The 26,040-nt window shown below is 61.8% G+C and carries 27 protein-coding genes; 12 read left to right on the top strand and 15 right to left on the bottom strand.

All coding sequences use genetic code 11. The features are described 5' to 3' along the window. Window positions 1-141 precede the first annotated feature (141 nt). On the top strand, window positions 142-888 hold the full coding sequence (locus CFY91_RS12900) for a 4'-phosphopantetheinyl transferase family protein (RefSeq protein WP_093986787.1): 747 nt from the start codon (window positions 142-144) through the stop codon (window positions 886-888). Here CFY91_RS12900 and CFY91_RS12895 read toward each other — a convergent pair. After that, entirely contained in the window at window positions 839-2,458 is a 1,620-nt protein-coding gene (locus CFY91_RS12895; RefSeq protein WP_093986786.1) for an ATP-binding protein, read from the bottom strand. The two genes, CFY91_RS12900 and CFY91_RS12895, sit on opposite strands and share 50 nt — an antisense overlap. Next, the gene (locus CFY91_RS12890; protein WP_093986785.1) at window positions 2,455-3,180 is read right to left on the bottom strand and encodes a winged helix-turn-helix domain-containing protein; all 726 of its coding nucleotides are present in this window, start codon (window positions 3,178-3,180) and stop codon (window positions 2,455-2,457) included. Before CFY91_RS12890 ends, CFY91_RS12895 begins: the two co-directional genes overlap by 4 nt. Window positions 3,181-3,656: 476 nt before the next feature. On the opposite strand from CFY91_RS12890, the gene CFY91_RS12885 reads away from it, so the two are divergent. Next, window positions 3,657-6,530: a ribonucleoside-diphosphate reductase subunit alpha gene (locus tag CFY91_RS12885; RefSeq protein WP_093986784.1), complete on the top strand. Its 2,874-nt coding sequence runs from the start codon at window positions 3,657-3,659 to the stop codon at window positions 6,528-6,530. 124 nt (window positions 6,531-6,654) lie between these two features. Then, window positions 6,655-7,884 (top strand): ribonucleotide-diphosphate reductase subunit beta, encoded by a 1,230-nt coding sequence (locus tag CFY91_RS12880; protein WP_093986783.1) that lies wholly within the window; start codon window positions 6,655-6,657, stop codon window positions 7,882-7,884. Window positions 7,885-7,933: 49 nt separating this feature from the next. Here CFY91_RS12880 and CFY91_RS12875 read toward each other — a convergent pair whose 3' ends face one another. Beyond that, window positions 7,934-8,182 (bottom strand): FmdB family zinc ribbon protein, encoded by a 249-nt coding sequence (locus CFY91_RS12875; RefSeq protein ID WP_093986782.1) that lies wholly within the window; start codon window positions 8,180-8,182, stop codon window positions 7,934-7,936. 126 nt (window positions 8,183-8,308) lie between these two features. On the opposite strand from CFY91_RS12875, the gene CFY91_RS12870 reads away from it, so the two are divergent. Beyond that, window positions 8,309-9,004, top strand: coding sequence for a GNAT family N-acetyltransferase (locus tag CFY91_RS12870; protein WP_093986781.1), 696 nt, complete (start codon window positions 8,309-8,311; stop codon window positions 9,002-9,004). A gap of 93 nt (window positions 9,005-9,097) precedes the next feature. Beyond that, a complete protein-coding gene (eco, locus tag CFY91_RS12865) occupies window positions 9,098-9,571 on the top strand; it encodes a serine protease inhibitor ecotin (protein WP_093986780.1) in 474 nt (157 codons plus the stop codon). A gap of 19 nt (window positions 9,572-9,590) precedes the next feature. On the opposite strand, the gene CFY91_RS12860 is transcribed toward eco, so the two are convergent. Then, complete coding sequence (locus CFY91_RS12860) at window positions 9,591-10,427, bottom strand: CAP domain-containing protein (RefSeq protein WP_093986779.1); 837 nt, start codon at window positions 10,425-10,427, stop codon at window positions 9,591-9,593. Between the two features lie 424 nt (window positions 10,428-10,851). Here CFY91_RS12860 and CFY91_RS12855 point away from each other — a divergent pair, with 424 nt between their 5' ends. Both CFY91_RS12855 and CFY91_RS12850 read left to right on the top strand, forming a co-directional pair. Then, window positions 10,852-11,409 (top strand): recombinase family protein, encoded by a 558-nt coding sequence (locus tag CFY91_RS12855; protein ID WP_093986778.1) that lies wholly within the window; start codon window positions 10,852-10,854, stop codon window positions 11,407-11,409. Continuing rightward, window positions 11,406-11,675: a hypothetical protein gene (locus CFY91_RS12850; protein WP_093986777.1), complete on the top strand. Its 270-nt coding sequence runs from the start codon at window positions 11,406-11,408 to the stop codon at window positions 11,673-11,675. The genes CFY91_RS12855 and CFY91_RS12850 overlap by 4 nt, the downstream gene beginning before the upstream one ends. 262 nt (window positions 11,676-11,937) lie before the next feature. On the opposite strand, the gene CFY91_RS12845 is transcribed toward CFY91_RS12850, so the two are convergent. The 5 genes from CFY91_RS12845 to CFY91_RS12825 form a co-directional block, all read right to left on the bottom strand. Continuing rightward, the gene (locus CFY91_RS12845) at window positions 11,938-12,393 is read right to left on the bottom strand and encodes a DUF411 domain-containing protein (RefSeq protein ID WP_093986776.1); all 456 of its coding nucleotides are present in this window, start codon (window positions 12,391-12,393) and stop codon (window positions 11,938-11,940) included. Continuing rightward, a complete protein-coding gene (locus CFY91_RS12840; RefSeq protein WP_093986775.1) occupies window positions 12,383-13,207 on the bottom strand; it encodes a c-type cytochrome in 825 nt (274 codons plus the stop codon). The genes CFY91_RS12845 and CFY91_RS12840 overlap by 11 nt, the downstream gene beginning before the upstream one ends. Before the next feature lie 9 nt (window positions 13,208-13,216). After that, a complete protein-coding gene (locus CFY91_RS12835) occupies window positions 13,217-14,299 on the bottom strand; it encodes a copper resistance protein B (protein ID WP_093986774.1) in 1,083 nt (360 codons plus the stop codon). Between the two features lie 12 nt (window positions 14,300-14,311). Further along, complete coding sequence (locus CFY91_RS12830) at window positions 14,312-16,108, bottom strand: copper resistance system multicopper oxidase (protein ID WP_093986773.1); 1,797 nt, start codon at window positions 16,106-16,108, stop codon at window positions 14,312-14,314. 185 nt (window positions 16,109-16,293) lie between these two features. Then, the gene (locus CFY91_RS12825) at window positions 16,294-16,500 is read right to left on the bottom strand and encodes a co-regulatory protein PtrA N-terminal domain-containing protein (RefSeq protein ID WP_093986772.1); all 207 of its coding nucleotides are present in this window, start codon (window positions 16,498-16,500) and stop codon (window positions 16,294-16,296) included. 286 nt (window positions 16,501-16,786) lie between these two features. Here CFY91_RS12825 and bufA2 point away from each other — a divergent pair, with 286 nt between their 5' ends. The 3 genes from bufA2 to CFY91_RS12810 are packed head-to-tail and all read left to right on the top strand — an operon-like array spanning window position 16,787 to window position 18,714. Beyond that, window positions 16,787-17,047: a BufA2 family periplasmic bufferin-type metallophore gene (gene bufA2 / locus CFY91_RS12820; protein WP_093986771.1), complete on the top strand. Its 261-nt coding sequence runs from the start codon at window positions 16,787-16,789 to the stop codon at window positions 17,045-17,047. A 45-nt stretch (window positions 17,048-17,092) separates the two neighbouring features. Continuing rightward, window positions 17,093-17,932 carry an MNIO family bufferin maturase gene (gene bufB / locus CFY91_RS12815; protein ID WP_093986770.1) on the top strand — a complete coding sequence of 280 codons (840 nt, stop codon included), beginning with the start codon at window positions 17,093-17,095 and terminating at the stop codon, window positions 17,930-17,932. Continuing rightward, the gene (locus CFY91_RS12810) at window positions 17,923-18,714 is read left to right on the top strand and encodes an HvfC/BufC N-terminal domain-containing protein (RefSeq protein ID WP_093986769.1); all 792 of its coding nucleotides are present in this window, start codon (window positions 17,923-17,925) and stop codon (window positions 18,712-18,714) included. Before bufB ends, CFY91_RS12810 begins: the two co-directional genes overlap by 10 nt. Before the next feature lie 33 nt (window positions 18,715-18,747). On the opposite strand, the gene CFY91_RS12805 is transcribed toward CFY91_RS12810, so the two are convergent. The 6 genes from CFY91_RS12805 to CFY91_RS12780 form a co-directional block, all read right to left on the bottom strand. Further along, on the bottom strand, window positions 18,748-18,948 hold the full coding sequence (locus CFY91_RS12805) for a heavy-metal-associated domain-containing protein (protein ID WP_093986768.1): 201 nt from the start codon (window positions 18,946-18,948) through the stop codon (window positions 18,748-18,750). A 120-nt stretch (window positions 18,949-19,068) separates the two neighbouring features. Next, entirely contained in the window at window positions 19,069-21,426 is a 2,358-nt protein-coding gene (locus CFY91_RS12800) for a heavy metal translocating P-type ATPase (RefSeq protein WP_093986767.1), read from the bottom strand. 5 nt (window positions 21,427-21,431) lie between these two features. Next, window positions 21,432-21,680 (bottom strand): DUF2933 domain-containing protein, encoded by a 249-nt coding sequence (locus CFY91_RS12795; protein WP_093986766.1) that lies wholly within the window; start codon window positions 21,678-21,680, stop codon window positions 21,432-21,434. A gap of 79 nt (window positions 21,681-21,759) precedes the next feature. Next, entirely contained in the window at window positions 21,760-22,293 is a 534-nt protein-coding gene (locus CFY91_RS12790) for a cupredoxin domain-containing protein (protein WP_093986765.1), read from the bottom strand. 147 nt (window positions 22,294-22,440) lie between these two features. Continuing rightward, window positions 22,441-22,998 (bottom strand): cupredoxin domain-containing protein, encoded by a 558-nt coding sequence (locus tag CFY91_RS12785; protein ID WP_093986764.1) that lies wholly within the window; start codon window positions 22,996-22,998, stop codon window positions 22,441-22,443. A 167-nt stretch (window positions 22,999-23,165) separates the two neighbouring features. Then, entirely contained in the window at window positions 23,166-23,525 is a 360-nt protein-coding gene (locus tag CFY91_RS12780; RefSeq protein ID WP_009686140.1) for a co-regulatory protein PtrA N-terminal domain-containing protein, read from the bottom strand. 208 nt (window positions 23,526-23,733) lie between these two features. Between CFY91_RS12780 and CFY91_RS12775 the strand changes: the two genes are divergently transcribed. Further along, window positions 23,734-24,411 carry a heavy metal response regulator transcription factor gene (locus CFY91_RS12775; RefSeq protein ID WP_093986763.1) on the top strand — a complete coding sequence of 226 codons (678 nt, stop codon included), beginning with the start codon at window positions 23,734-23,736 and terminating at the stop codon, window positions 24,409-24,411. Next, a complete protein-coding gene (locus CFY91_RS12770; protein ID WP_093986762.1) occupies window positions 24,408-25,811 on the top strand; it encodes a heavy metal sensor histidine kinase in 1,404 nt (467 codons plus the stop codon). The genes CFY91_RS12775 and CFY91_RS12770 overlap by 4 nt, the downstream gene beginning before the upstream one ends. Window positions 25,812-26,040: the final 229 nt, after the last annotated feature.

Below are 26,040 nucleotides of genomic sequence, written 5' to 3'. Positions count from 1 at the left end.
CCTCACCTGCGTTTGCTAAAAACGCCCATCCAGCATGGCAAACCCACCCGGGTATGTCCGTTGCGCTTTGTTGACCGATTGCAAAGAAATGTAAGTAGCCACGCACTGGCCGATACGCGCTCGACAGGTGACAATCCACCGATGTCTCTGCCCTATCCTTCCCATTGCCTGCCCTGCCCTCTGCCCTGGCACCTGCCGACCGAACTGGGCAGCCTGGCGCTGCAGGCCTGCCGCTATCCGCCGGTCCTGCCACTGCAGGACTTCGCCGACTGCGCAATCCACCTACCCACGCGCCTGGCGCAGGCGTCCAGCAAGCGCCAGGCGGAATACCTGGCGGGACGCTGTTGCGCACGCGCGGCACTCGCCGCACTGGGCTGCCCGGGCTGGGATGCCCCGCAACAGGCCAGCGGCGCTCCCGCCTGGCCAACCGGCAGGATTGCCAGCATCAGCCATGGCCAGGGCTGGGCACTGGCCGTGGCGGCCCGGCAAACACACTGGCAAGCCATTGGTCTTGATGTGGAGCGCTGCCTATCGACACAGCGCAGCGAGCGCCTGCTGCGCCAACTGCTTACCCCGGCGGAAATCAGCCGTCTGCCCGCACACCCCGAACACCGCGCCAGGCAGATCACATTGAGTTTTTCCGCCAAGGAAAGTCTGTACAAGGCCCTGCACCCGCTGTGCGGCGTGTCGTTCTTCTTTCAGGACGCCGAGCTAGTGGCGGCAGCTGATGGTCAATTGCGCCTGCGCCTGCTGCGCGACCTGCACGACGACTGGCTGCACGGGCGGGAGCTGCAAGGTTATTACTGGGCGCTGGAAGACAGCCTGGTCACCCTGGTGGTCAGTCCGGCGTCTGTTCAGCCGCCTGGCAACGTGGCCAGATCAGGCTGAAACGCGCTCCGCCCAACCCCTGGCTGGCGCCCACCAGGGCGCGCCCAGCGTGCCAATAGATAATCCGCCGGACAATCGACAGGCCCAGGCCGTGGCCACCGGAGGCCCGCGTGCGGCTGTCATCCAGGCGAATGAACGGGGTGAACAGGCGCTGCCAGTCGCTTTCCGGCACACCCGGACCGTCATCCTCCACATCGATACGGCAGCGCCGTGGGCCAATCTGATAGCTCACCTGCACGCAGGTTTCCGCATGGCGCATGGCATTGCTGACCAGATTCTGCAGGGCGCGGCGCAGATAACGCGGCTCCGCCTCGACCCAGGCACCCTGCTCGGGGGCGTCGCCACAGGTGCCGAGCTGCAAGTGGACACTGGCACGCAGTGGTGCCAACTCATCAAGCACCTGTTCGATCAGCTCGCGAAGGTTCAAACGACTGAAATGCAACGCCGGGGTACCCTGCTCCAGGCGCGCATAGACCAGCATCTCGTCAACCAGCTTGTCCAGCTCCTGAATATCACCGTCCATGCCATCCAGATAGCTGCGTCGCTGTTGATCATTGCTGGCGTCGGCAATCATCTCCAGGCCGAAACGCAAGCGCGCTACAGGTGTACGTAGCTCATGGGAAACCGCACGCACCAGCTCGCGCTGGATGGACAGCAGGCGCTGTAGCTGCTCGGCCATGTCGTTGAAGGCACCGGCCAGGCGACCCACCGCATCGCTGTCATCCGCAGCAACCCGCGCCTCCAGGCGGCCACTGGCAATCTGCGCGGCTGCCGCCGCCAGGCCCTGCAGACGACGCTCCAGCTGGCGCACCAGCAGGTAGGTGATCACCCCGATCAGGGTCAGGCCAATCGCACCAATCAGCAACAACAGATGGGTGGGATAGGGATTCATCTGATAGATCGGCCCGGCTTCCAATACCCAGGGCGTCTCGACGATACCCGCCAGCACGCGCATGCCATCGGCGCCCTTGTTGAGGGTCATCACCGTGTCACCTTCATCGATGCGCCGGCGCTGATCATCATCTACATCCAGGTCGGCCAACTCGACCAGGCGCAGCTCGTAGCCAAAGCCCTTGTCATCATGCAACTGGCGCAGGCGTTGCGGCTGCTCCTCGGCAGGATGCCGGCGCAATTCATCGATCAGCAGATACAGGGTGGCCCGTGCCAGCTGTTCGCTGATTTGCTGCACATCGGCACTCAGCACCAGGCGCTCATCAGTCGGCAACAGGCTGTGGATCAACACACCATGCGCGCCGGTGGGCTCGACCAGCACGCGCCCTCGCTGCAGTTGCTTACGCTGGCTGTTATCGAGGGTCAGCCGATCGATACGTTCCAATTGCAGGGGCACACCCAACAGACGCGACCAAAGCGCCAGGGCACGCCGCCGCTCCACCGGGGTCAGCTCACGCAGGTTGTCGGCCATCAGGCGAAAGGTGCCGTTGGCGAGGTTTTCCCGGTAATTGTCGACGCGCACCTGGTTGACCAGCTGCAAGGTGGCAAAGCCCAGCAGCGCAACCAGCACCAGTACCGCCAGCAGCCCCCCGTAGACACGCAGGAAGATCGAGTTCATTGCGCCTCGGCCACGAACAGATAGCCCTTGCTGCGCACGGTCTTGATCAGCCGCGGATGCATGGGGTCATCGCCGATCTTCGGGCGGATGCGCGAGATACGCACATCGATGGAGCGATCCTGGCCGTCGTACTCGATACCGCGCAGGGCGTTGAAGATTTCCTCGCGCGACAGGATGCGCCCGGCATTGGCCGCCAGCAGCCAGAGCAGATCGAACTCGGCACTGGTCAGCTCGATACTCTGCCCGGCCAGCCAAGCCTCCCGCATGCCTTGGTCGATCTGCAGCGCACCGAACTGCAGGCGGCGCTGCGGCTCGCCAGACACGTCGAGACTGGCGCCCTGCTGCTCGCTACGCCGCAACAGGGCACGAATGCGCGCCAGCAGCACGCGCGGGCGTACCGGCTTGCACACATAGTCATCGGCGCCCAGCTCCAGGCCCAGCACCTGGTCAAGGTCATCGGTTCGCGCGGTCAGCATGAGAATCGCCCCCGTATAGGCCGGGCGCAGCTTGCGGCAGATGCTCAGGCCATCCTCGCCAGGCAGCATGAGATCCAGCACCACCAGGTCAGGCTGTTCCGCAAGAATGCGCTGCACCGCGCGCGCGCCATCGCCCTCGATGGCCACGTCCAGGCCATTACCCTGCAGGTAATCGCGGGTCAACTCGGCGAGGCGCAGGTCATCCTCGACAATCAGGATACGACCGGCCTGTACTGCATGGGTCATGCCTTGCTTCCTCCAGGAGCGGAATGCGCCATTGTAACAACGCCACACAACGACAGGTGCGGCGCCTGCACAGGAGTTTTTTCGCCATCCTTGCGGCCCTTGCTACACGCCGCAGCAGCCCTGCGCTCGCGCCATCCATCCCCACGCCACGCACAACAAATCCACACCTTATCCACAGATATTTTTATCAGTTCATGACTTGCATCATTGCCGTGCCAACACTATCTTGTGCCTCGCAAAGCAAAACTCACTAGATATTGTGTTCAGCACTCAGCAAGTCGCTTGACGACAGTGCACGCATCCGCACCTGTCAGGCACCTTGCAGACATGCACCGCATGGCTTGCCGGGCCATGCGCAGGCCACGGAAGGCTCAGGCAACGCCTCCCCCTTTCGTCCTGATTCACCGCACCAGGCATGTCCTGCGTCGGCAAGCGGCCCTTTGCCCATTGCTCTCACCTTGCCCATGGAGAACCCCATGCACACTGACAACCAGCAGCCTTCCGGCAGCGCCGCGGCCCCCTTTGCCGACCTGCCCGCCAGCGACGAGCTGCGCGTCAATGCACCCGGCCAACTGCGCGTGATCAAGCGCAATGGCAGCGTGGTGCCATACACCGACGACAAGATCAGCGTGGCCATCAGCAAGGCATTCCTCGCCGTGGAAGGCGGTACTGCCGCCGCCTCTTCGCGTATCCACGACACCGTGGCACGCCTGACCGCACAGGTCACCGCCACCTTCCGGCGTCGCCTGCCCTCCGGGGGCACCCTGCATATCGAAGATATCCAGGACCAGGTAGAACTGGCCCTGATGCGCGCCGGCGAGCACAAGGTTGCCCGCGACTACGTTCTGTACCGTGAAGCCCATGCACAGGCCCGCAAGAGCCGCCAGGCCAACATCAGCCAGGCACACCCAAGCATTCGGGTCAGCCATCCCGATGGCAGCCAGAGCCCCCTGGATCTGGGCCGCCTGCACACCATCATCAGCGAAGCCTGCGAAGGCCTCAGCGAAGTGGATGCCGGGCTGATTGAGCGTGAGAGCCTGAAGAACCTCTACGACGGTGTCGCCGAGAAAGACGTCAATACCGCTCTGGTCATGACCGCACGAACCCTGGTCGAGCGTGAGCCCAACTACAGCTATGTCACGGCGCGCCTGCTGCTCGATACCCTGCGCGGCGAAGCACTGAGCTTCCTCGGCATTGCCGGCAGCGCCACCCATCAGGAAATGGCCAGCCGCTACGCAGAAGCCCTGCCAGCCTACGTCTCCAAGGGGGTGGAGCTGGAACTGCTCGATCCACGCCTGGCCAGCTTCGATCTGCAGCGACTGGCCAAGGCACTCGACCACCAGCGTGATCAGCAGTTTGCCTACCTTGGCCTGCAGACCCTTTACGACCGTTACTTCCTGCACAAGGATGACGTGCGCTTCGAGCTGCCGCAGATCTTCTTCATGCGCGTCGCCATGGGCCTGGCTATCGAGGAGCCGCAGAAGGAAGAGCGCGCCATCGAGTTCTACAACCTGCTCTCCTCGTTCGACTACATGGCCTCCACGCCCACCCTGTTCAACGCCGGCACCCTGCGTCCGCAGCTCTCCAGCTGCTACCTGACCACCGTGCCGGACGACCTGGGCGGCATCTACAGCGCCCTGCGCGACAACGCCCTGCTGAGCAAATTCGCCGGCGGCCTGGGCAACGACTGGACCCCGGTGCGCGCCCTGGGCGCCTACATCAAGGGCACCAACGGCAAGAGCCAGGGCGTGGTGCCCTTCCTCAAGGTGGTCAACGACACCGCGGTGGCGGTCAACCAGGGCGGCAAGCGCAAGGGCGCGGTCTGCGCCTACCTGGAGACCTGGCACCTGGATATCGAAGAATTCCTCGAACTGCGCAAGAACACCGGTGACGACCGTCGTCGTACCCACGACATGAACACCGCCAACTGGATTCCCGACCTGTTCATGAAGCGCGTGTTCGACGACGGCCCCTGGACCCTGTTCAGCCCCTCCGATGTGCCCGATTTGCACGACCTGACCGGCAAGGCCTTCGAAGAGCGCTACGAGTACTACGAAGCCATGGCCGGCTACGGCAAGCTCAAGCTGCACAAGACCATCGCCGCCAAGGACCTGTGGCGCAAGATGCTCTCGATGCTGTTCGAGACTGGCCACCCGTGGATCACCTTCAAGGACCCGTGCAACCTGCGCAGCCCGCAACAACATGTGGGCGTGGTGCACAGCTCCAACCTGTGCACCGAGATCACCCTGAACACCTCGCCCGACGAGATCGCCGTATGCAACCTGGGCTCGGTGAACCTGCCGCAGCACATCGTCGACGGCAAGCTCGACCTGGAGAAACTGCGCCGCACCGTCAGCACTGCCGTGCGCATGCTGGATAACGTCATCGACATCAACTATTACTCGGTACCCCAGGCACGCAACTCCAACCTCAAGCACCGTCCGGTCGGCCTCGGCCTGATGGGCTTCCAGGATGCCCTGTACCTGCAGCAGCTGGCCTACGGCTCGCAGGCTGCCGTGGAGTTCGCCGACCGCTCGATGGAAGCCATCAGCTACTTCGCCATCCAGGCCTCCTGCGAGCTGGCCGAGGAGCGCGGCAGCTATGCAACCTTCGAGGGTTCCTTGTGGAGCCAGGGCATCCTGCCGCTGGACTCGCAGCAGATCCTCATCGAGCAACGCGGCCAGAAGTACATCGAGGTCGACCTCTCCGAGTCGCTGGACTGGGCACCGTTGCGCGAGCGTGTGAAGAAAGGTATCCGCAACTCCAACATCATGGCCATCGCGCCGACCGCGACCATCTCCAACATCGTCGGCGTCTCGCAGTCGATCGAGCCGACCTATCAGAACCTCTATGTGAAGTCGAACCTCTCTGGCGAGTTCACCGTGATCAACCCCTACCTGGTACGTGATCTCAAGGCACGCGGCCTCTGGGATGCGGTCATGGTTAACGACCTCAAGTACTTCGACGGCTCCCTGCAGCAGATCGAGCGCATTCCTCAGGATCTCAAGGAACGCTACGCCACCGCCTTCGAAGTCGAACCGCGCTGGATAGTCGACGCCGCCAGCCGCCGCCAGAAGTGGCTCGACCAGGCACAGTCGCTGAACCTGTATATCGCCGGTGCATCAGGCAAGAAGCTCGACGTCACCTATCGCATGGCCTGGTACCGAGGCCTGAAGACCACCTACTACCTCCGCGCCCTGGCGGCGACCAGTACCGAGAAATCGACCATTACCACCGGCGCGCTCAATGCCGTATCCAGCGGTGGCGAAGCATCGCTACAGGCCGCCGGGCCGGCACCGGTGCCCAAGGCCTGCAGCATTGACAACCCGGACTGCGAAGCCTGCCAGTGAGGCAAGCGGCAGCCTGCGTTGTCCGCGGAGATAACGCAGGCCCCAACACATTGCGCTGTTGTGCAGCCACGCAACAGCAACCAACAGCCGACCGGCCCGCCGGTCCCCACAAGGAGCTACTCACATGCTGAGCTGGGACGAATTCACCAAACCCGAAGACCAGGCCGCCCCCTTGCAAGCCGCCCTGCCGGTCAATACGCCAGACAGCCACAGCGATGCCAGCGTCAGCCAGGCCCGTGCCGTCAGTGCCGATGACTCAGCCGCCGTGGCTCGCGCCAAAGCTGCGCTCAATGAACTGGATATCCAGGAAGGCCTGGATGACCTGGAAGGCGCCGGTGCGCGCGTACGCGTCGACGAAAAACGCATGATCAACTGTCGCGCCGACCTCAACCAGCTGGTGCCCTTCAAATACGATTGGGCCTGGCAAAAATACCTGGACGGTTGCGCTAACCACTGGATGCCGCAGGAGGTCAACATGACCGCCGACATCGCCCTGTGGAAAAGTGCCGACGGCCTCTCCGAAGATGAGCGGCGCATCGTCAAACGTAACCTTGGCTTCTTCTCCACCGCCGACAGCCTGGTCGCGAACAACCTGGTGCTGGCCGTCTACCGCCTGATCACCAACCCCGAATGCCGCCAGTACATCCTCCGTCAGGCCTTCGAGGAAGCGATCCACACCCACGCCTACCAGTACTGCATCGAATCGCTGGGCATGGACGAGGGCGAGATTTTCAACATGTACCACGAGATCCCCAGCGTCGCGAAAAAGGCCAGCTGGGGCCTCAAGTACACCCGCTCGATCTCCGACCCCACCTTCCAGACGGGCACCCCAGAAACCGATCGACAGTTTCTCAAGAACCTGATCGCCTACTACTGCGTACTGGAAGGCATCTTCTTCTACTGCGGCTTCACCCAGATCCTCTCGATGGGCCGCCGCAACAAGATGACCGGCACCGCCGAACAGTTCCAGTACATCCTGCGTGATGAATCCATGCACCTGAATTTCGGCATCGACATGATCAACCAGATCAAGATCGAGAACCCGCACCTGTGGGATGCCGCCATGAAGGACGAAGCGACGCAGATGATCCTGCAGGGCACCCAGCTGGAAATCGAATACGCACGCGACACCATGCCGCGCGGCGTGTTGGGCATGAACGCCGCGATGATGGAGGACTACCTCAAATTCATTGCCAACCGCCGCCTGACCCAGATTGGCCTGAAGGAAGAGTACCCGGGCACCACCAATCCCTTCCCGTGGATGAGCGAAATCATGGATCTAAAGAAAGAGAAGAACTTCTTCGAGACCCGCGTGATCGAGTATCAGACCGGGGGCGCGCTGAGCTGGGACTGATCAGACCTGCACCGGCAATGCGCTTCCCCCTGTCGGAAGCGCATTGCGCCTAACGGCAATTGCCCGCGCAGCCGTTGCGGGCACAGGCAGGTGCTTCGGGATTTTTCAGCACCCGGCTGTTGACCACACCCGCCGCACTCAATAGACGGGTTACCGGCGTCTCATCGGCAATCGCCGGATCAGCCGGCAAGCCACCCGCACTCCGCAACTCGCCCCAGGTACGCGGCTGCAACGTCATGCCATGCCGTACTTCATAGACCTGGCCATTGGCCTCACAGCGATAGTCATAGGTTGGCATGCATAGAACTCCTCTAGGTACAGACTGTGATCGAGGCATTTTAGTCGGCGTGATGTGTACTGCGCAGCCCTGTATCGCGAACGATTAAACTACCCTCACCCGCCTTAGCCGAAACGACCCGTCCCGATGTTCACCTTACTGCACCTTAATACGCCGCCTGCGGAGTCGCTGAAGAGCCAGTTGCTGCAGATGGTCGTGGACTATTTCAGCGACCTCAGCCCACTCCCGTTGCAACCCAGCAACCCGCTTTATGCACTGTACCAGTACGTTCTGGGGTACGAAGTACACCTATACCTGCAAGACATGGGTAGCGATGCCAACGCCAGCGCTCGTCTGCTGCTCGCCCTGGCAGACGAGGATCCTCTGCACGTGCTGGGCTTTGCGCTGTATCTACCCTGCATCGGCGATCCCCAGGCGGCCACCCTGCTTTACCTGGCCGTCAACAGCGCACAACGTCGCCAGGGCATCGGACGCGCCTTGCTGAAGCAGTTACGCCTGCTCCATCCCCATCTTGCGCTGGCCTGCGTACCCAACCAGGTTGCCATGTTCCGCCAGCTAGGCTTTCAGGTACTGGGCGCGCGCGGGCCTCAAGTATTGATGAACAGTCAGGCACAGGCCGCCGATGGCTGGGTGGCCGTACAAGACTTGCAGCCCATCTTCCAGTCGCGTGAAGTACGGCAGATTCATACCTACCTGCTAAAACAACATGGCAGCCAGGCCATGCGACAAGCTGAGCGGCAACGTAACCGCCTGCTCGACCAACTGACTCGCCAAGCCCTGAACATGGCTGAACACCCCGGCAATCCCCCCACCATGCACTGATTAGGGAACCCCGCGGGGCTTTGCCCGGTCACATGACACGACTCGTTCACCTCAACGGATACGCCGTGTCAGCTCGCTGACCAAGGATACGCCATGCTCAATCGACCACTGCCTCTACTCATTATGGCGTGCTGCCTGCCACTGAGCGCCTGCGCAACGACAGCCGAAACGCTTAGCGTCTATCCGAGCACACTCCCCGGGCTACAACGCCATGTCATTGATCTACCTGCCAAAGACACCGAAAGCGATTACCAAGTGGAGCTGATCGCCGGCAAAACCCTACAGATTGACTGTAATCAGCAGCGTTTGAGCGGCCAGTGGCAGCAGCAGACGGTACAGGGCTGGGGCTATGACTACTATGTGCTGCAGAACGTAGGCCCAGGCATCAGCACGCTGATGGCCTGCCCCGAGCAGGAACCACAAGAAGCGTTCGTACAGGTCGCTGGCGAACCAGTGATGCTGCGCTACAACAGCAAGCTACCGCTGGTCATCTTTGCCCCGCAGGATGTCGAGATCCGCTACCGACTCTGGTCTGCCGGCCCCACTTGGCCGGCTGCCAGCCAGTAAGCGCCCGCTCTACACAGCACTAGGGCGCAGCAAAGAGCGCGGTCCAATAGATACCCGCCGCGCTTTTCGGATCGACCGCATAGGCAATGCCAGCCTCGCGGAAACGCGCATTCATCAGGTTGGCGCAATGTGCCGGGCTGTCCAGCCAGGCTTGCAGCACGCGCTGCGGGCTATCCAGGGCAGCCGCCAGGTTTTCACCCACCAGACTGGCACTGTAACCAGCCAACTCCACGCGATCGCCGGGAATACTGCCATCCTCACCACGATGCGCAAAGAAGTTGCGATTGGCCATAGCCCGGCTATGTCCCTCAGCCACCCCTGCCAGCACGGCACTCCAGCGCAGCGCTGGGGCGGCGGCAAACGCTTGCCCGCCACACTGGCGTGCCTGGCTGCGTGCGCTATTGAGCAGCACCAACAGTGCCTCCCCTTCAACACGAGGTGCATCCAACCGGCTAGCCAATAGAGGGCGAGCCAAGACAATACGCCACTCCCGCCCCTCACGACTCAAAGCAAAATCGACAAACTCCGGACTAAGTAGCAGCGAGCAAAAACTGTCACGCAGTGCCTGCATGGCGCCCTGCACATCGCGCGGCCCGGAGAGGCTGATCGCCTGCACACTGGCCATTGGATAGCCTTTGGCTGCCACTTCCGCCTGCAAGTCCCCTGCAGGCTGCAACCCCAAACGCAAACGCTGCTCAGCGAACAACGGCGGCAACGCCTCAAACACCTGCTGCGCACACAGGCGAGGCTCACTGCGGTAGCTATTGACGGCAGCCAACAGCGCCGCCTCATCCGCATCTTGAGCAGAAGCCGCGCTGCACACTCCAAGCATTAGCAAACCAACAAGCCAGCGCATGTCGACACCCCACTCGGCAAAGTTACAAGACTGATTATCGATGGCGCTGTTCAGCGTGCATAGGGTGAATCACCAACCATTAAGCCAATATCAATTGGTAACCAGAAAGTCATTTCTAAGAGAAGTGAATAGCCCCTGATTTTGCTGATGATCAATGGCCGCTTTTGGCCGGAAGCGGACTATTGAGGTCAATCGCTATCGGCCGGTGCTGCCTAGACTTACTGGCACCTCTGGGTAGCTCTCTGGTGCTTATGGTTACGAAGCGCGCAGGGCAACCACACTCAAGGCTCAATCTCCAAAACGGTTGTTTTACGGACACGTACAGCTACCTCTCCCGACGCCCAATAGTCAGCGCTTACGATTGATTTAAACTCGTCTTTAAATCAAAATACGTAAACATTCCATGCTGACGAGAATTCGGACAATGAAGATTGGGTACGCGCGAGTATCACGGGATGATCAGCAGCTCGATCTTCAGCATGACGCGCTGACCGCTGCCGGTTGCGAGCGGATCTTCAGCGACAAGATGAGTGGTGCCAAAGCATCGCGCCCCGGTCTTGATGAAGCGCTGGCATTTGCAAGACCTGGCGATGTTCTGGTTGTCTGGCGGCTTGACCGCCTCGGCCGCTCGATGTCCGAGTTGCTGCGCCTCACTGCCAACCTCGAATCCACTGGCGTGGGCCTTGAAAGCCTGAAGGAACAGATCGACACCACCAGCGCTGCCGGCCGCCTGGTTTTCCATGTTTTCGCTGCGATGGCGGAGTTCGAGAGAAACCTGATTCGAGAACGCACCTTTGCCGGCCTCGAAGCGGCACGTGCCAGAGGGCGGCAAGGCGGGCGGCCTGGTGTGCCGCCAGAAACGATTGCCGCGATACAAGCCCTGGCAGGTGATCAGAATCGTACGCCCGACGAGATCTGCAAGGCGCTGAAGATCAGCCGAAGCACCCTCTACAAGTATCGCCAACAGGCCAGCAAGTCGTGATCAAAACCGAACTCGAAGTGCTATACCTCGGCGCGCTGCTGCTCTTGGTTGACTGCATTTGTTGCCTCATCGCTGCGTATCGCAGAGCCCCTGTGCTTGGAGCTGTCGCTGGTGGCGGCACTGCCGGCGCGCTTGCTCTTGTGCTGATTACCAGAGTGATGCCGTTTGCTCTAGCCGCAGTGGCCAGCATCATCATCGGAAGAGTGATTGCCTGGATGAAAGCGAAATCTCTTGAACCCGGTGATAGCGAGGCAGCCCATGGATAAGAACCTGAGTAAGGCAGAGGAAACAGCGGTGCTGGCGCATCGGCCGGATGGTGGGCCGAGTGGTCCTCAGCATCATCTTGGGCGATGGCGCCGAGAGACACCGCAACCATGCAGATTCCGATCAGTGCATTACGTGACATCGTCTTCTCCCTTAGCCATGCGCCATGGCTTTCTTTAGAAATCATAGCTCCAGCAACCGACTCACCCTCTACCGCGCCGGGATAAAGGCTCCCGGCTATCCGGTGACTGGCCTCGCGGAGTACTACTGACCGGGATACTCAGCAACGATCTGGTCAGTGCCCGCATTGGTCAGACCGATGACTTGGTAGGCATGCTGCACGCTACCGACCTCCATTCCTGGAGAGCCCGCCGGCATCCCGGGAACGGCGATACCGACCAAGTCATTGCGCTTGGAGAGCTCGACTACCTGAGCGGCCGGCACATGACCTTCGACGAACTTGCCGTCAATCACCGCGGTATGGCACGACGCCAGTCGAGGAGCGACTCCCAGCTTCTGCTTCACCGAGGCCATGTCGCTTTCAACGTGGTCGACAACCGTGAAGCCGTTCGCTTCCAGATGCGAGATCCACTTCTTGCAGCAGCCGCAATTGGCATCCCGGTGCACATCGATAGTCATGGACTCGGCGGCCTGTACGGCAGTGATGCTGAACAAGGCGGTCAGGGCCGCCAGGCGCACGGCTTTGCTTTTAACCTTCATGTACGTGCTCCTTGCCATCACTGTGAGTGTGGGTCTTGGGGGCGGTTTTCGGGGGTTGCTCCGCATGATGAGCACCGGAGCCGCCCGTATCCTCAGTGGAAGCATTCTCTGCGTGAGGATCGGTGCCGGAGGCCGCACCACCATGGTGATCTGCAGCCGCATCATGGTGTCCAGGTGCTGCTTCTGCAGCCCCAGAACCATGGTGACCCTCGCCTGCAGCTGCACCGTCATGATGGCCCGGCTTGTTGTCGCCATGCTGCCCTTCATGGTTGTGCATCCGGCTTTCGCCACCGCCATGCTGGTGACCGCTGCTGGATGCCACCAGGGCCTGGTATTGCGCGGCGTCCATCCCGGGCATCTGGTTGATGAAGGCGACCATGCCCCAGATGTACTCGTCACCCATGCTGGTGCCCCAGGCCGGCATGCCACTGGCCTTGATGCCGTGCTTGATGACCCAGAAGGTGGCGGCCGGACTGCCATCGATACCGACCTCGGACAGATTGGGGGGCGCCGGATAGAGCGCCTGGCTCAGCTCAGTCTTGGCCACGCCCGGCGCCAGATGACAACCGATGCACATAGCGTTGTAGTTGCCGGCACCCGCACGGATCAGCGCCTCGTCGTCCAGTTTGGGCACCTCGATGTTCCGCGAGCGGACTTCTATGGAGCGATCACGCGCCATCGTGAGGAAGGCGTGCACGGCCGGGAAATGGGGATCGTCGGCGCCGACGTTGACCAGGCCGGAATAGGCCCCAGCCAGTAGCGCAACGCTACCGACCGCTCCTGCCGCCACCAGGGTCACAATTGTTCTTTTCATATCAGGCTCTCAAAACCACATCCGAACACCGGCGACCAGACGCGCCTCTTCCTTGTCTCCACCTTCGTCACGCGCCATATCTGAGGTGTTGCCATAGACACGGTTCCAGGACACGCCGATATAGGGCGCGAACTGACGGACGATTTCGTAGCGCAGGCGCAAGCCCAGCTCGGTGTTGGCCAGCCCCGAACCGACGCCCCGCTCGGGGTCGTTCTTGCCATAGAAATTCACTTCGGCGGTGGGCTGCAGAATCAGCCGGTTGGTCAGCAGAATGTCGTACTCACCCTCCAGGCGAGCCGCGGTCTGGCCGTTCTCGCCGACGAAGGCGGTGGCCTCGGTCTCGAAGGCATAGAGCGCCATGCCCTGCACGCCGAAGGCCGCCCAGGTCTGCGGTGATTCGGGCTTGAAGTCCTGGCGGACACCAGCGACAACATCCCACCAGGGTCCGATCGAGTGCCCATACAGTAGCTGCAGCTCAGCATCCTCGGTGACGCCGTTGGTGCGTTCACCTTCTGAACGGAACCAGAGCCGGTCGATGTCGCCACCCACCCAGCCGGAGGCTGCCCAGGCCAGGGTGCTGCCCTCATCGGCATCCTGGTATTCGAGCTGATCGAGCAGGAAGAAGCTGTTCAGGCCACTGTCATGCACCGAATGGCCGGGTAACGGCGGAAACGCCGCCTGACGGTCGGCGTCGGTCAGCACCGGAATGGGCGTACGGCTGGTGGTTCGCGGCGCCTCGGCAGAACCATGGTTCATCTGGGAGTGATCCATGCCTCCATGATCCATCCCTTTCATCTGCCCCGGCATGGCGCCATGGTTCATCTGGCCGTGGTCCATGTCCTTCATCGGGGCCTGAGCAGGACCATGGTTCATCTGGGAATGATCCATGGCGCCGTGGTTCATTTGGCTGTGGTCCATGCCCTTCATCGGTGCCTGGGCAGCGCCATGGTTCATCTGGCTGTGATCCATCGGCATGCTGCCGTGGCCCATGGCCGCATGATCCATTTCCGCCGCCAGGGCGGCGCCGCTGCCCAGGGCGCCCAGCGACACGGCCAGCGCGAGCAGGGCGCGGCGCTTGGGTAAATTGTTCATCGGTTATCTCCTTTACTCGTCCACCCGCACTTCACGGAGCATGCCCATTTCCATGTGCAGCAGCAGGTGGCAGTGGTAGGCCCAGCGACCCAGGGCATCGGCCGTCACGCGGTAGCTGCGCTTCGAGCCCGGCGGCATGTCGATGGTGTGCTTGCGCACCAGGAAGTTGCCGTTTTCGTCTTCCAGGTCGCTCCACATGCCATGCAGATGGATGGGGTGGGTCATCATGGTGTCGTTGACCAGGGTGATACGCAGCCGCTCGCCATACTTGAGGCGCAGCGGTTCGGCATCGGAGAACTTGATGCCGTCGAACGACCAGGAGAACTTCTCCATGTGCCCGGTGAGGTGCAGTTCGATGGTGCGCCCCGGTTCGCGGCCATCGGGGTCGGGGAAGGTGCTGCGCAAATCCGCGTAGGTCAGGACCCGCCGCCCGTTGTCGCGCAGGCCGATGCCCGGGTCGCTCAGCTTGGGCACCGGCGTCATGGTCTGCATGTCGACCAGCGGATTGTCGGTCTCGGAGGCCGGGTGCGACTGCATCGCGCCGCCCATGCCGGCCATTGCGGAATGATCCATGCCGGCCATCTGGCTGTGATCCATACCGGCCATGCTGCCATGGTCCATGCCGCTCATCTGGCTATGGTCCATACCGCCCTGCGTGGCGCCATGATCCATGCCACCCATGCTGCCGTGATCCATGCCCATGTCCGCCATAGAGATCAGCGGACGCGGGTCAGGCGACGGTACCGGCGCGCTCAGGCCCTCGCGCACCGCCAGGGTGCCGCGGGCATAGCCGGTACGGTCCATGGATTGCGCGAAGAGGGTGTAGGCCTGCTCGCTCTCGGGCTCGACTATGACATCGTAAGTTTCGGCCACGGCGATACGGAACTCGTCGACGCTGACCGGTTTGACGTACTGCCCGTCGGCCGCCACTACCGTCATCTTCAGGCCCGGGATGCGCACGTCGAAGTAGGTCATGGCCGAGGCATTGATGAAGCGCAGGCGGAGCTTCTCGCCCGGCTTGAAGAGGCCGGTCCAGTTGCCGTCCGGCGCCTGGCCGTTCATCAGGTAGGTATAGGTGTAGGCACTGACGTCGGCGAGGTCGGTGGGGCTCATCTTCATCTCGGCCCACATCTTGCGATCGGCGACCGCGGCCGACCAGCCCATCTCGCTCACGTCATCGATGAAGTCGCCGACGGTGCGCTTGTGCTGGTTGTAGTAGTCCGACTGCTTCTTCAGCTTGGCCAGGACACGAGCGGGGTTCTCATCGGTCCAGTCGCTCAGCAACACCACGTAGTCGCGGTCGTAGCTGAACGGCTCAGGCTCTTTCGCGTCGATCACCAGGGCGCCGTAGACCCCCACCTGCTCCTGCAGGCCGGAGTGGCTGTGGTACCAGTAGGTACCGTTCTGGTTGACCTTGAAGCGGTACTCGTACATCCCGTCGGGAGCGATGCCATGGAAGCTCAGGCCGGGCACGCCGTCCATGTTGGCGGGCAGGATCATGCCGTGCCAATGGATGGAGGTATCCTCCCTGAGCCGGTTGCGCACGCGCAGGGTGACCGTGTCGCCCTCCCGCCAGCGCAAGATCGGTCCGGGCAGCGAGCCATTGATGGTCATGGCGGTACGCGCCGCCCCCGTGATGTTTACCGGGGTTTCCCCGATAAACAGATCGAAATCCGTGCCACTCAGCACGTTGGGCTGGCCGGGGCTGGTCACGGCCCAGACCGGCGTGCGCCACATGTCCAGTCCGCCCAGAATACCGGTGGCGGCCAGGCCTTTGACGAAGGTTCGTCTTGTGGTTTTGCTTTGCATGCCATTGCGTCCAGTCAGGTGAGCCGGAACTATCAGGACCGGCGTCGGATTTTTTTCGACATCAGTTGCAGCGGGTTTCCCCTCGATACTTGCTCGCTCGCCAGTGCGCAGGACACTGTGGCGACGAGCAGTATGAAACTGCCATATCTCACCCCTCAGGGTGATTACATTTCTGTCAGCTTGGCTCAGCAGTTGGCATGCCCAGGCTGCTTGTCGTGCTCACTGGCGACCGGTGCCTCGTCCTTTTGCTGCTGAGCGACCTGATAGGTTTCCATGGATGCCTGGCGGGCCTGCTCCATGCGCGCAAACGTCCGATCCGCACCGCCCTCGGCCATGGCCAGGCCGGAAACACTGAGAGCGGTCACAGCGAACAGTACTTTGAGCGTTTTCATCTAGAGTTCCTCTTGGGTTGGGTAAGCCTCTTGCAACCGAGGCCGAGCATCGGGTTCGTCGTCACCTTAGCCAGGGCGCCCTGTCAGAAGCCTGAGCCGGAAATTACAGTTCTGTCAGGTAGCCATTTCCTGCTTGTCGAGCATCCCGCCCGCTCGGTAGTGTCTGTCTATGCCTTTCCGATGCCTTGCGGGTCGCCTGGAAAGGCAGGCTCGGCAGCTATGCCTATGCTTCCCCTGAACGGGCCACGCACGGCCTGCCCCGATATGACCAAGAGAGATCATCACCATGTCGACAAAATCCAGCACCGTCACCGGTGCCGCCCTGGCCCTTATGGCAGCCAGCCTCTTCAACACCCTGCCGGCACAGGCGATGCAAGATGCCCAAACGGGAGAAGTGAAGTGTTTCGGCGTCAATGGCTGCAAGGGCCAGAACGACTGCATGACCGCCAAGAACTCCTGCAAAGGCCAGGGCGAGTGCAAGGGCCAGGGCTTCAAACTGATGACCCAAGCCCAGTGCGACGAAGCCGGTGGCAAGACCAGCGAGTGATGCCGCCCCGGGGAGTGCCCGCCACTCCCCATGCTGGAGCAGTGAATGAGCATGCGCACTACGCTGGGTTTCGGCCTTGGCCTACGCAGCGAGTATTACCAGCAGATCCTGGAGCAGCGCCCAGCGGTCGACTGGTTCGAGGTCATCTCCGAGAACTACTTGGTGGACGGCGGTAAGGCCCTCTACTTTCTCGACGCGATCAAGGAACACTATCCCTTGGTCATGCACGGGGTTTCGCTGTCGATCGGCGGCGCCCATGCCCTGGATCTCGATTACCTGCGCCGGCTGCGTAAGCTGGCCGACCGGGTCAGGCCTCAGTGGGTCTCCGACCACCTGTGCTGGAGTCGGGACAGTGCCCATCAGCTGCATGACCTGCTGCCCCTGCCCTTCACCGAGGAAAGCCTGCGGCATGTCGCCGAGCGGGTGCATGTGGTGCAGGACATCCTGGAGCGCCCCCTGGTGCTGGAGAACGTCTCCGCCTACCTGCAGTGGAAAAGCTCCTGCATGAGCGAATCGCAGTTCCTCGCGCGACTGAGCCAGATGACCGGCTGCGAGCTGCTGCTCGATGTGAACAATGTCTATGTCAGCTCGCGCAACCAGGGCTTCGATCCCTGGCAGTTCATCCTGGAGCTGCCGCGCGAACGCATCCGCCAGATTCACCTGGCGGGGCACAGCGACTACGGCCAGTACCTTATCGACACCCACGATGCGCCCATCGCCGATCCGGTCTGGGCGCTTTACGGCAAGGCCCTGTCCCATCTCGGGCCGACCGCCACCTTGATTGAACGCGACGATCATTTCCCGCCCCTCGACGAGCTGCTGGCCGAATTGGAGCAGGCCCGCACACTTGCCGATCAGGCCCTGAGCGCCGAACCATGCAGCTGAGTGCACTGCAGCAAGCCCTGCAGGCCTATCTGGCCGGCGCATCCGATCGCCCCCCGGCCGAACTGCTGGAGCAGCTGCAGGGCAGCGCCGCACTGGGCGCCGCCGACGGCCTGCGGATCTATCACAACGCCTACCGCGCACGCCTGCTGGCGGTGCTGCGCGAGGACTTCCCGGCGCTGCAGCAATGGCTGGGCACGGAGTCCTTCGAGCAACTGGCGCTGGCCTATCTCGCCGCCTGGCCGCCGCGACACTTCAGCCTGCGTTGGCTGGGCGAGAAGCTCCCCGAGTTCATCGCCGGCTATGTCGCGGAGCCGCAGCTGTCGCCGCTGCGCGAGCTCGCCACGCTGGAGTGGGCCTTTACCCTGGCGTTCGATGCCGCGGATGCCGAGGTGCTCTCGGCAGCAGACATGGCCTGCCTCCCGGCCGAAGACTGGGTCTCTCTCCGGTCGTCGCTGGCACCCTCGGTCAACTGGCTGCAGCTGCAGTACAACACGCTGGCGCTATGGAAGGCTGCCAAGGACGGCGAACCGCTCCCGGAACTCATCCGCCTGCCCGACGCCTGCAGTTGCCTGGTATGGCGGCATGATCTGCTCTGCCGCTATCGCAGCCTGGAGCCAGACGAAGCGACGGCCCTGCGCTCGTTCGTAGGCGGCGAGTCCTTCTCCGGGCTCTGCGCGGCGCTGCTCCCCCATCATGGCGAACAGGCGCCGCTGCAGGCAGCCGTCTGGTTGCGCCAGTGGGTCAGTGATGGGCTGCTGGTGCGTCTCAAGGCCGGGGCGTGATGGCCACCGGCCTCGCCAAGATCGCAGTCTTGCCTATGCGCCAATCTCGGCGCCAAAGCCCAACCGCTGCACCAGCTCACGCAGGCTTGCCGCGTTTTCGCTAGTCTCGACCACCACCCTGCCAGTGGCCAGGTCTGCCTCGATCCGTGCCTGCTGATCCAGGGCTTGGATCGCCCTCGTGATCTTGCTCACGCAGCCGCCACAGCTCATTCCAGTCACCTGCAAAACGACCATAAATCACCTCATCTCAGGAACGGCACCCGTTGCCGTACCTTCAGCTTCAACCTTGACACATTGGCAAGGTCAAGCAGCCTGTGAGGAATAAATGCAGATCAGCGCCGGGCCGTTGCCCGACTAGTCGATCCGGGTCTGCCGCAGGCGCAGCGCATTGAAGACCACCGACGCCGAACTGACGCTCATCGCCAGGGCAGCGACCAGCGGTGACAGCAGATGACCCGTCAACGGGTACAGCAAGCCGGCCGCCAGCGGGATGCCCATGGCGTTGTAGAGGAAGGCAAAGACCAGGTTCTGGCGCATGTTGCGCACCGTGGCCAGCGACAGGGTGCGCGCGCGCAGGATGCCCATGAGGTCGCCCTTGACCAGAGTCACCTGGGCGCTGTTCATGGCCACGTCGGTGCCTGTGCCCATGGCGATGCCCACGTCGGCCCTGGCCAGGGCCGGTGCATCGTTGATCCCATCACCGGCCATGGCGACACGCCGGCCCTGGCCCTGCAGGGCGGCGGCCAGTTGCTCCTTGTCCTGCGGCTTGACCTCGCCGTGCACCTCCTCGATGCCCAGCTGCCGGGCGACCGCCCTGGCCGTGGTCAGGCCATCGCCGGTGGCCATGATGACTTTCACATCCTCGCCTTGCAGTCTGGAGACCGCCTGCTGGGAGGTGGGTTTGATCGGGTCGGAAACAGCCAGCAGGCCCGCCAGGCGGCCGTCGACCGCCAGGTAGATGATGCTGATGCCCTCCAGGCGCAGTTGTTCGGCACGATTGCGCAGCGGGTCGATGTCGACGCCCGCCTCATCCATCAGCGCCGTGTTACCCAGCTGCAGCGAGCGCCCCTCGACGCGCCCGCGGACCCCGATTCCGGAGCCCGATTCGAAGGTCTCCGGCTTGGCCAGGACGAGCCCTTTGCTGCGGGCGTGATCGACGATGGCATGCGCCAGCGGATGCTCACTGCCCTGGTCGAGGCTCGCGGCGAGGCGCAGTACCTCGCCGGAGTCGAAGGCGCCGGTGCCTTCCGCGCTGTGGAATACCGGGCGCCCTTCGGTCAGGGTGCCGGTCTTGTCGACGATCAGGGTGTCGATCTTGCACAGGTTCTCGATGGCGCCGGCATCGCGGAACAGCACGCCGCTGCCGGCGGCCTTGCCCGTCGCGACCATCACCGACATCGGCGTGGCCAGGCCCAGGGCGCAGGGACAGGCGATGATCAGCACCGCCACCGCGTTGATCAGGCCGAACACCCAGCCTGACTCCGGCCCGAACAGCCCCCAGCCGAGGAAGGTCAGCACCGCGACCAGGATCACCCCGACCACGAAATACCCCGCCACGGCATCGGCCATGCGCTGCATCGGCGCCTTGGAGCGCTGGGCCCGGGCCACCATCTGCACGATCTGCGACAGCATGGTTTCGGCGCCGACCTTCTGCGCCTGCATCACCAGGCTGCCGTGGGTGTTCAGGGTGGCGCCGATCAGCGCATCGCCGACCCGCTTGGTGACCGGCACCGGCTCGCCGGTGAGCATCGACTCGTCGACCGCACTCTCCCCCTCCAGCACCGTGCCGTCCACCGGCACCTTCTCGCCCGGGCGGACCCGCAGATGATCGCCCTGGTGGACATGGGTCAGCGGGATGTCCTCCTCGCGGCCATCGGCCCCGATGCGCCGCGCCGTCTTCGGTGCCAGCCCCAGCAGCGACTTGATCGCCGCCGAGGTCTGCGAGCGGGCCTTGAGTTCGAGCATCTGCCCCAGCAGGGTGAGCGAGATGATCACCGCGGCCGCCTCGAAATAGACGCCGATGCGCCCGTCCTGGAGGAAGGCCGCCGGGAACCACTGCGGCACCAGAGTGGCGGCCACGCTGTAGAAGTAGGCGGCGGCGGTGCCCAGACCGATCAGCGTCCACATGTTCGGGCTGCGGCGGAGTATCGAGTCGATGCCACGGGTAAAGAACACCCAGCCGCCCCATAGCGTCACCGGGGTGGCCAGCGCCAGCTCGACCCAGTTCTGCTGCGTGCCGTGCATCAGCTGCAGGGAGTGGCCAGCCATCGCCAGCAGGGTGACGATCACTGTCAGCGGTAGAGTCCACCAGAACCGTCGGGAAAAGTCCTTCAGCTCAGGGTTCTCTTCCTCTTCCAGCTCCGGGATGACCGGCTCCAGCGTCATGCCACAAATCGGGCAGTTGCCTGGGATTGGCTGGCGAATTTCAGGATGCATCGGACAGGTGTATTCGGCGCCTGCTGATGCCGATATCGGAGGCTGACTCGCATGCGGATGTGCTGCGTGAGACGAGTGGCCCATGTACGAGAGGGGATCAACTTGAAACTTCTGCAGGCATTTGGCACTGCAGAAGCGGTAGGTCTTCCCTTCAACGCTCTCGCGGTATGGGCTATCAGGTTTCACCTCCATGCCACACACAGGGTCGCGTTGCCTTTCCGTTTGATCGTCCGAGTTGTGGGCGTGTCCGTGATCGTGGCATGAAGAGTTTCGCATGCGATTTATTTCCTATCTTCGTCCTTGGAAACCGCGGCACCGCTGGCGTGGGATTGCCCGCCATGATTGTGGCCAAACAGGTGCATAAGCGGGCATAACAGCAGGATGAGGTATGGCAGGGCCTGCGAGATATGACCGTAATGCTCGCGTGCCACATAGAAGATGCCGATTACGGCCAGCATGATCAGCGCAATGCCAATCTTGCTCTTCCAAAAAGGTGACTCAGTGGTTCTGGTGTGATGGGTATGGTCCATGACAATAGCCTCGTTTCAATGGCGCCTGGATCAGCATAGGTGTCCCAGACTGGGCGGAGTTGACGAGTATCGGTAGACGTCAACGGACGATTACCTTACCGACCATTCCTGACTGATAATGTCTTGGAATATTGCAGGCGAACTCCAGTTCGGTGGCAGCGGAGAAGGTCCAGATCAACTCTTCGCGAGCACCAGGTCCGACAAGAACACTGTTGGAGGCATCGTGCTCCATGCCGGCCATTTTCATGCCACCCATGGCATGGCCCATATTGCTCATGTCATGTGCACCGGCTGGAGGCAGAGTGCCGTTCTGAAACATCGCGGCCATTTCTTTCTGGTGTGCGGCATGGGATGCCGCTTTGCCAAGATTGAATTCGTGTAGCAGTGCGCCGTCGTTTTTCAGGACGAAGCGAATCGTCTCGCCTGCTTTGATCTCCATTGCTTTGGGCTTGAAGAAGATATCCCCCATCCGCACTTCGATGGTGCGATCTACGGCCTGACTGTCTCCCGGCTGGCCGATGCTGTCGCTCTTGTGGCTCGGACTGGCCTGCACATTGGCAGCATTGAGCAGCAAACCAAGGGTGGCGATTATGAAAGCGGGTCTGAGTTGCATGGTTTGCCTCTGAGGTGCTGTGAAGGGATGAGTCCCGATACTAAGGAGGCGCAGCTGGCAGTACGCTGACGTGAAAAATACATCTCAGTAAGGTTCGTCAGATCGGTGCTACCCAGCCCACGGCCAACGGGTAGCACCGGTGCCGGACTAACGCAGAGCAAACTCACCGACCATTCCCGCCTGGTAATGTCCGGGCAATGTACAGGCGAAGCTCAAACTGCCCGCCTGAGGGAAGGTCCACACGAACTCTTTGGTTGTGCCGGGCTCGACGAGAACCGCGTTCGGATCGTCATGCTTGGCTTTGATGACTTCCGGATACCCAGGCGGGTTGGCATCACCAGTGCCATAACGCTCATGCCAGACAATGCGTTCGGCCATGCCGGTCGGGGTCAATGTGCCGTCCTTGAACAAGGACGCCATCTTGCGCTGGTGTTCCAGCTGGGAAGCTGCCTGCCCGATGTTGAACTCATGCATCAACGCGCCCTCGTTCTTCAGAACGAAGCGCACGGTTTCACCCGGTTTCACATCGATCGTTTTCTGGCTGTAGTTGAGGTCGTCCATCTTTATCAGGATGGTACGAGTCGCCGGCGTCGCCTGGGCCTGCTGCCCAATGCCATTGCTACTGCCGCCGGCCTCGGCAAATGCCGGAAAAGTGGTGCTGATGAACAGAGTGCCGATCAACAGCTTAAGGGGTATGCGCTTCATGATGAGACCTCGCGATGGGTGTTGGAAATCTCATGCTATTCCCCGCTTGCTGCCAGGCCGCTGACCCCAAAACTACAATCGCGTCAGCTGGGAAAAAACACGGCGCCATAAAGGCGCCGCTAGGCCAAAGGAGCAATCACGAAAGACCTGGAAGATGGGGGAAATCTTTACTGATGGCATTCCTTATCGGCCATCATCAACTTGTGCTCTCGAATCATTTGACCCAGCACGTCGTCTACCAACTTGTCATGCTTTTCCATCCAGGCCAGATGCTCTTCGGCAGACATGTTCGGCGCGGGATGCTCGTTGTGCAGCTGGCTCATGATGTCTTCGAGCATGTTCATATGCGCCTTCATGTGCACATGCCGCTCGCCGACCGGGGCCTTCTCCGCCTGGTTCAGCACGACTTCTGCTTTGTCGCGCATCTGCTGGATGCGCTCGAATACACGGTCGCTGCCCCCTTCGGCCCAAGCCATAGAAGACAGCAGTAGCGAACCAACCAGAAGCAAAGGTTTCAGCGATTTCATGGGACAGTCTCCATCAGTGCAAACTATGGCCGGCACCTCTGCTTTTGGTCTGTCGAGGGCCGAGAGCACAACCTAGTGCTCATGCTTGCACCTTAGACAAGCCACCCTGTCAGCGAGCTGAAGCCAGAATTACATTTTCGTAAGCTTCTGGTTACCACCACTTACTGCCTGCAAACTTCAAGGCCCATGACCCTAGGAGTGTTCGCGCATGAAACTACTGATTGCTGAAGACGAGCCCAAAACCGGCACGTACCTGCAGCAAGGCCTCACCGAGGCTGGTTTTAACGTCGACCGAGTTATGACAGGCACAGATGCTCTTCAGCATGCGCTGAATGACTCTTATGACCTGCTAATACTGGATGTAATGATGCCGGGGCTGGACGGCTGGGAGGTGCTGCGCAGAGTGCGCGCCGCAGGCAAGGATGTTCCCGTATTGTTCCTGACCGCTCGCGACGGCGTGGAGGATCGCGTCAAGGGCCTGGAGCTTGGCGCGGACGACTATCTAATCAAGCCATTTGCTTTCTCAGAGCTGCTAGCCAGGGTCAGAACGCTGTTGCGCCGGGGTGTTGCATCTACGTCACAGACCACAATGAAGATAGCCAACCTGGAAGTCGACCTGATGAAGCGACGCGCTGTCCGCGGTGGTAAAAGAATTGACCTGACAGCTAAGGAGTTTTCATTGTTGGAGTTGTTACTACGCCGACGCGGCGAAGTGCTCCCCAAGTCGTTGATCGCCTCCCAGGTCTGGGACATGAACTTCGACAGCGATACCAACGTCATCGAGGTTGCCGTGCGCCGGCTGCGCGCCAAGATCGACGACGATTTCGAGCTCAAGCTGATCCATACCGCCCGTGGCATGGGCTACATGATGGATGCGCCGGAGTGAGGTTCAGTCACCTGTCGCTGACCGCGCGCATGAGTCTGATGTTCATGTCCGTGGTGATTGCCGTCCTGGCCGCAGCGGGGCTGGGCTTCAACATGCTCAGCCAGCACCACTTCAAGATGCTCGATCAGCAGGCACTGAGCGAGAAACTCGAATCCACCCGCTACATCCTCGACAATGCCAAGGGCGCGAACCTGGCCGCCGAATTACCGCAACTGCGGGCCCTGCTGGGCGCTCATCAGGATCTGCTGGCGACCATCCTCTCCGGCGATGGCACCGTGCTGTTTTCCGCGCCCGCAGCCGTCAAGATTCCCGACATTGCCAAGCGAGCCGAAGCCGGGATGTGGGACTGGCAAGACGGTGAGCACACATATCAGGGCGTGACCGCAAAAATCCAGGTCACGGGGCAGCCCCAGCCGCTCACCGCGATACTCGCCCTCGACGTCACCAGTCACGCACACTTTCTCGACAACCTGCAGCGCTGGTTCTGGATCGGCCTGACCCTCAGCGCCCTGGTCAGCGCCGCGCTGGGCTGGGCAGTGGCACGCAGTGGCCTTGGCCCCCTGCGCCAGGTCACCCAGGTAGCCACCGCGATGTCTGCCCGCTCTCTGCAGGAGCGCATTCCCCTGGGACCGGTACCGCAGGAGCTGCAGCAACTGGTTCTATCCTTCAACGCGATGCTGGCCCGGCTGGAAGATTCCTTCGTCCGGCTTTCCAATTTCTCCGCCGACATCGCCCACGAGCTGCGCACTCCGCTCAGCAACCTGATGACCCACACCGAGGTGGTGCTCAGTCAAAAGCGCGATACCGAGGCCTACGAGGAGAACCTCTACGCCAACCTGGAAGACCTGAAGCGCATGTCCCGGATGATCGACGACATGCTGTTCCTGGCCAAGGCCGATAACGGCCTGATCGTCCCGGAGCGAACCGACATCGAACTGGCGGACGTTGCCGTCAAGCTGGCCGATTACTACCGCCTGCTGGCCGAAGAGCGCGACATCCGAATCGCCGTAACGGGAACGGGCCGAGCGCAGGGCGACCGGCTGATGCTCTACCGCGCAATTTCCAACCTGCTGTCCAATGCCCTGCGCTATACGCCGCCAGGACAGACGATTGCGCTACGAATCCACCAGACAGCCGACACCGCCAACCTCAGCATCGAGAACCCGGGCGGCACAATTGCCCCGGAGCACCTGGCGAAGCTCTTCGATCGCTTTTACCGGGTCGACCCCGCTCGACGCGAGGGCAGCCCGAGCAATGCCGGCCTGGGCCTGGCCATCACCCGCTCGATCATCGAGGCCCACAAAGGCCGCATCTGGTGTACTTCGGTAGAGGGCCTCACAGGTTTTCACATCGAGCTACCCCGGCTCCCGACTATGGTTGACGCCAGCGTAAGGGCATAAATTGCTATTGGTTTCAAAATCGACAGATGAACTCTATTGGCCGGCTTCCGCCTGCCGTGACCGGCAGTAAGCGACCCAAAGCGGTCCGTCGTATCTGGTGGTTTCCGGCCAATAGGGGATATCCAAGCGCTGTTAAAACTAGTCACTGCCCCATGGCTACCTGATTCTTTCTCGGAAAATTCCGAGAAAGTGAATCGCCCCGGGTTTCGTGGAGGCCTCAACTCTTGAG

The organism is Pseudomonas fluvialis, assembly GCF_002234375.1.
Classification (GTDB): Bacteria; Pseudomonadota; Gammaproteobacteria; order Pseudomonadales; family Pseudomonadaceae; genus Aquipseudomonas; species Aquipseudomonas fluvialis.
Note: the sequence above shows the minus strand (reverse complement) of the source record. Positions and strands in the feature narration are given on the sequence as shown.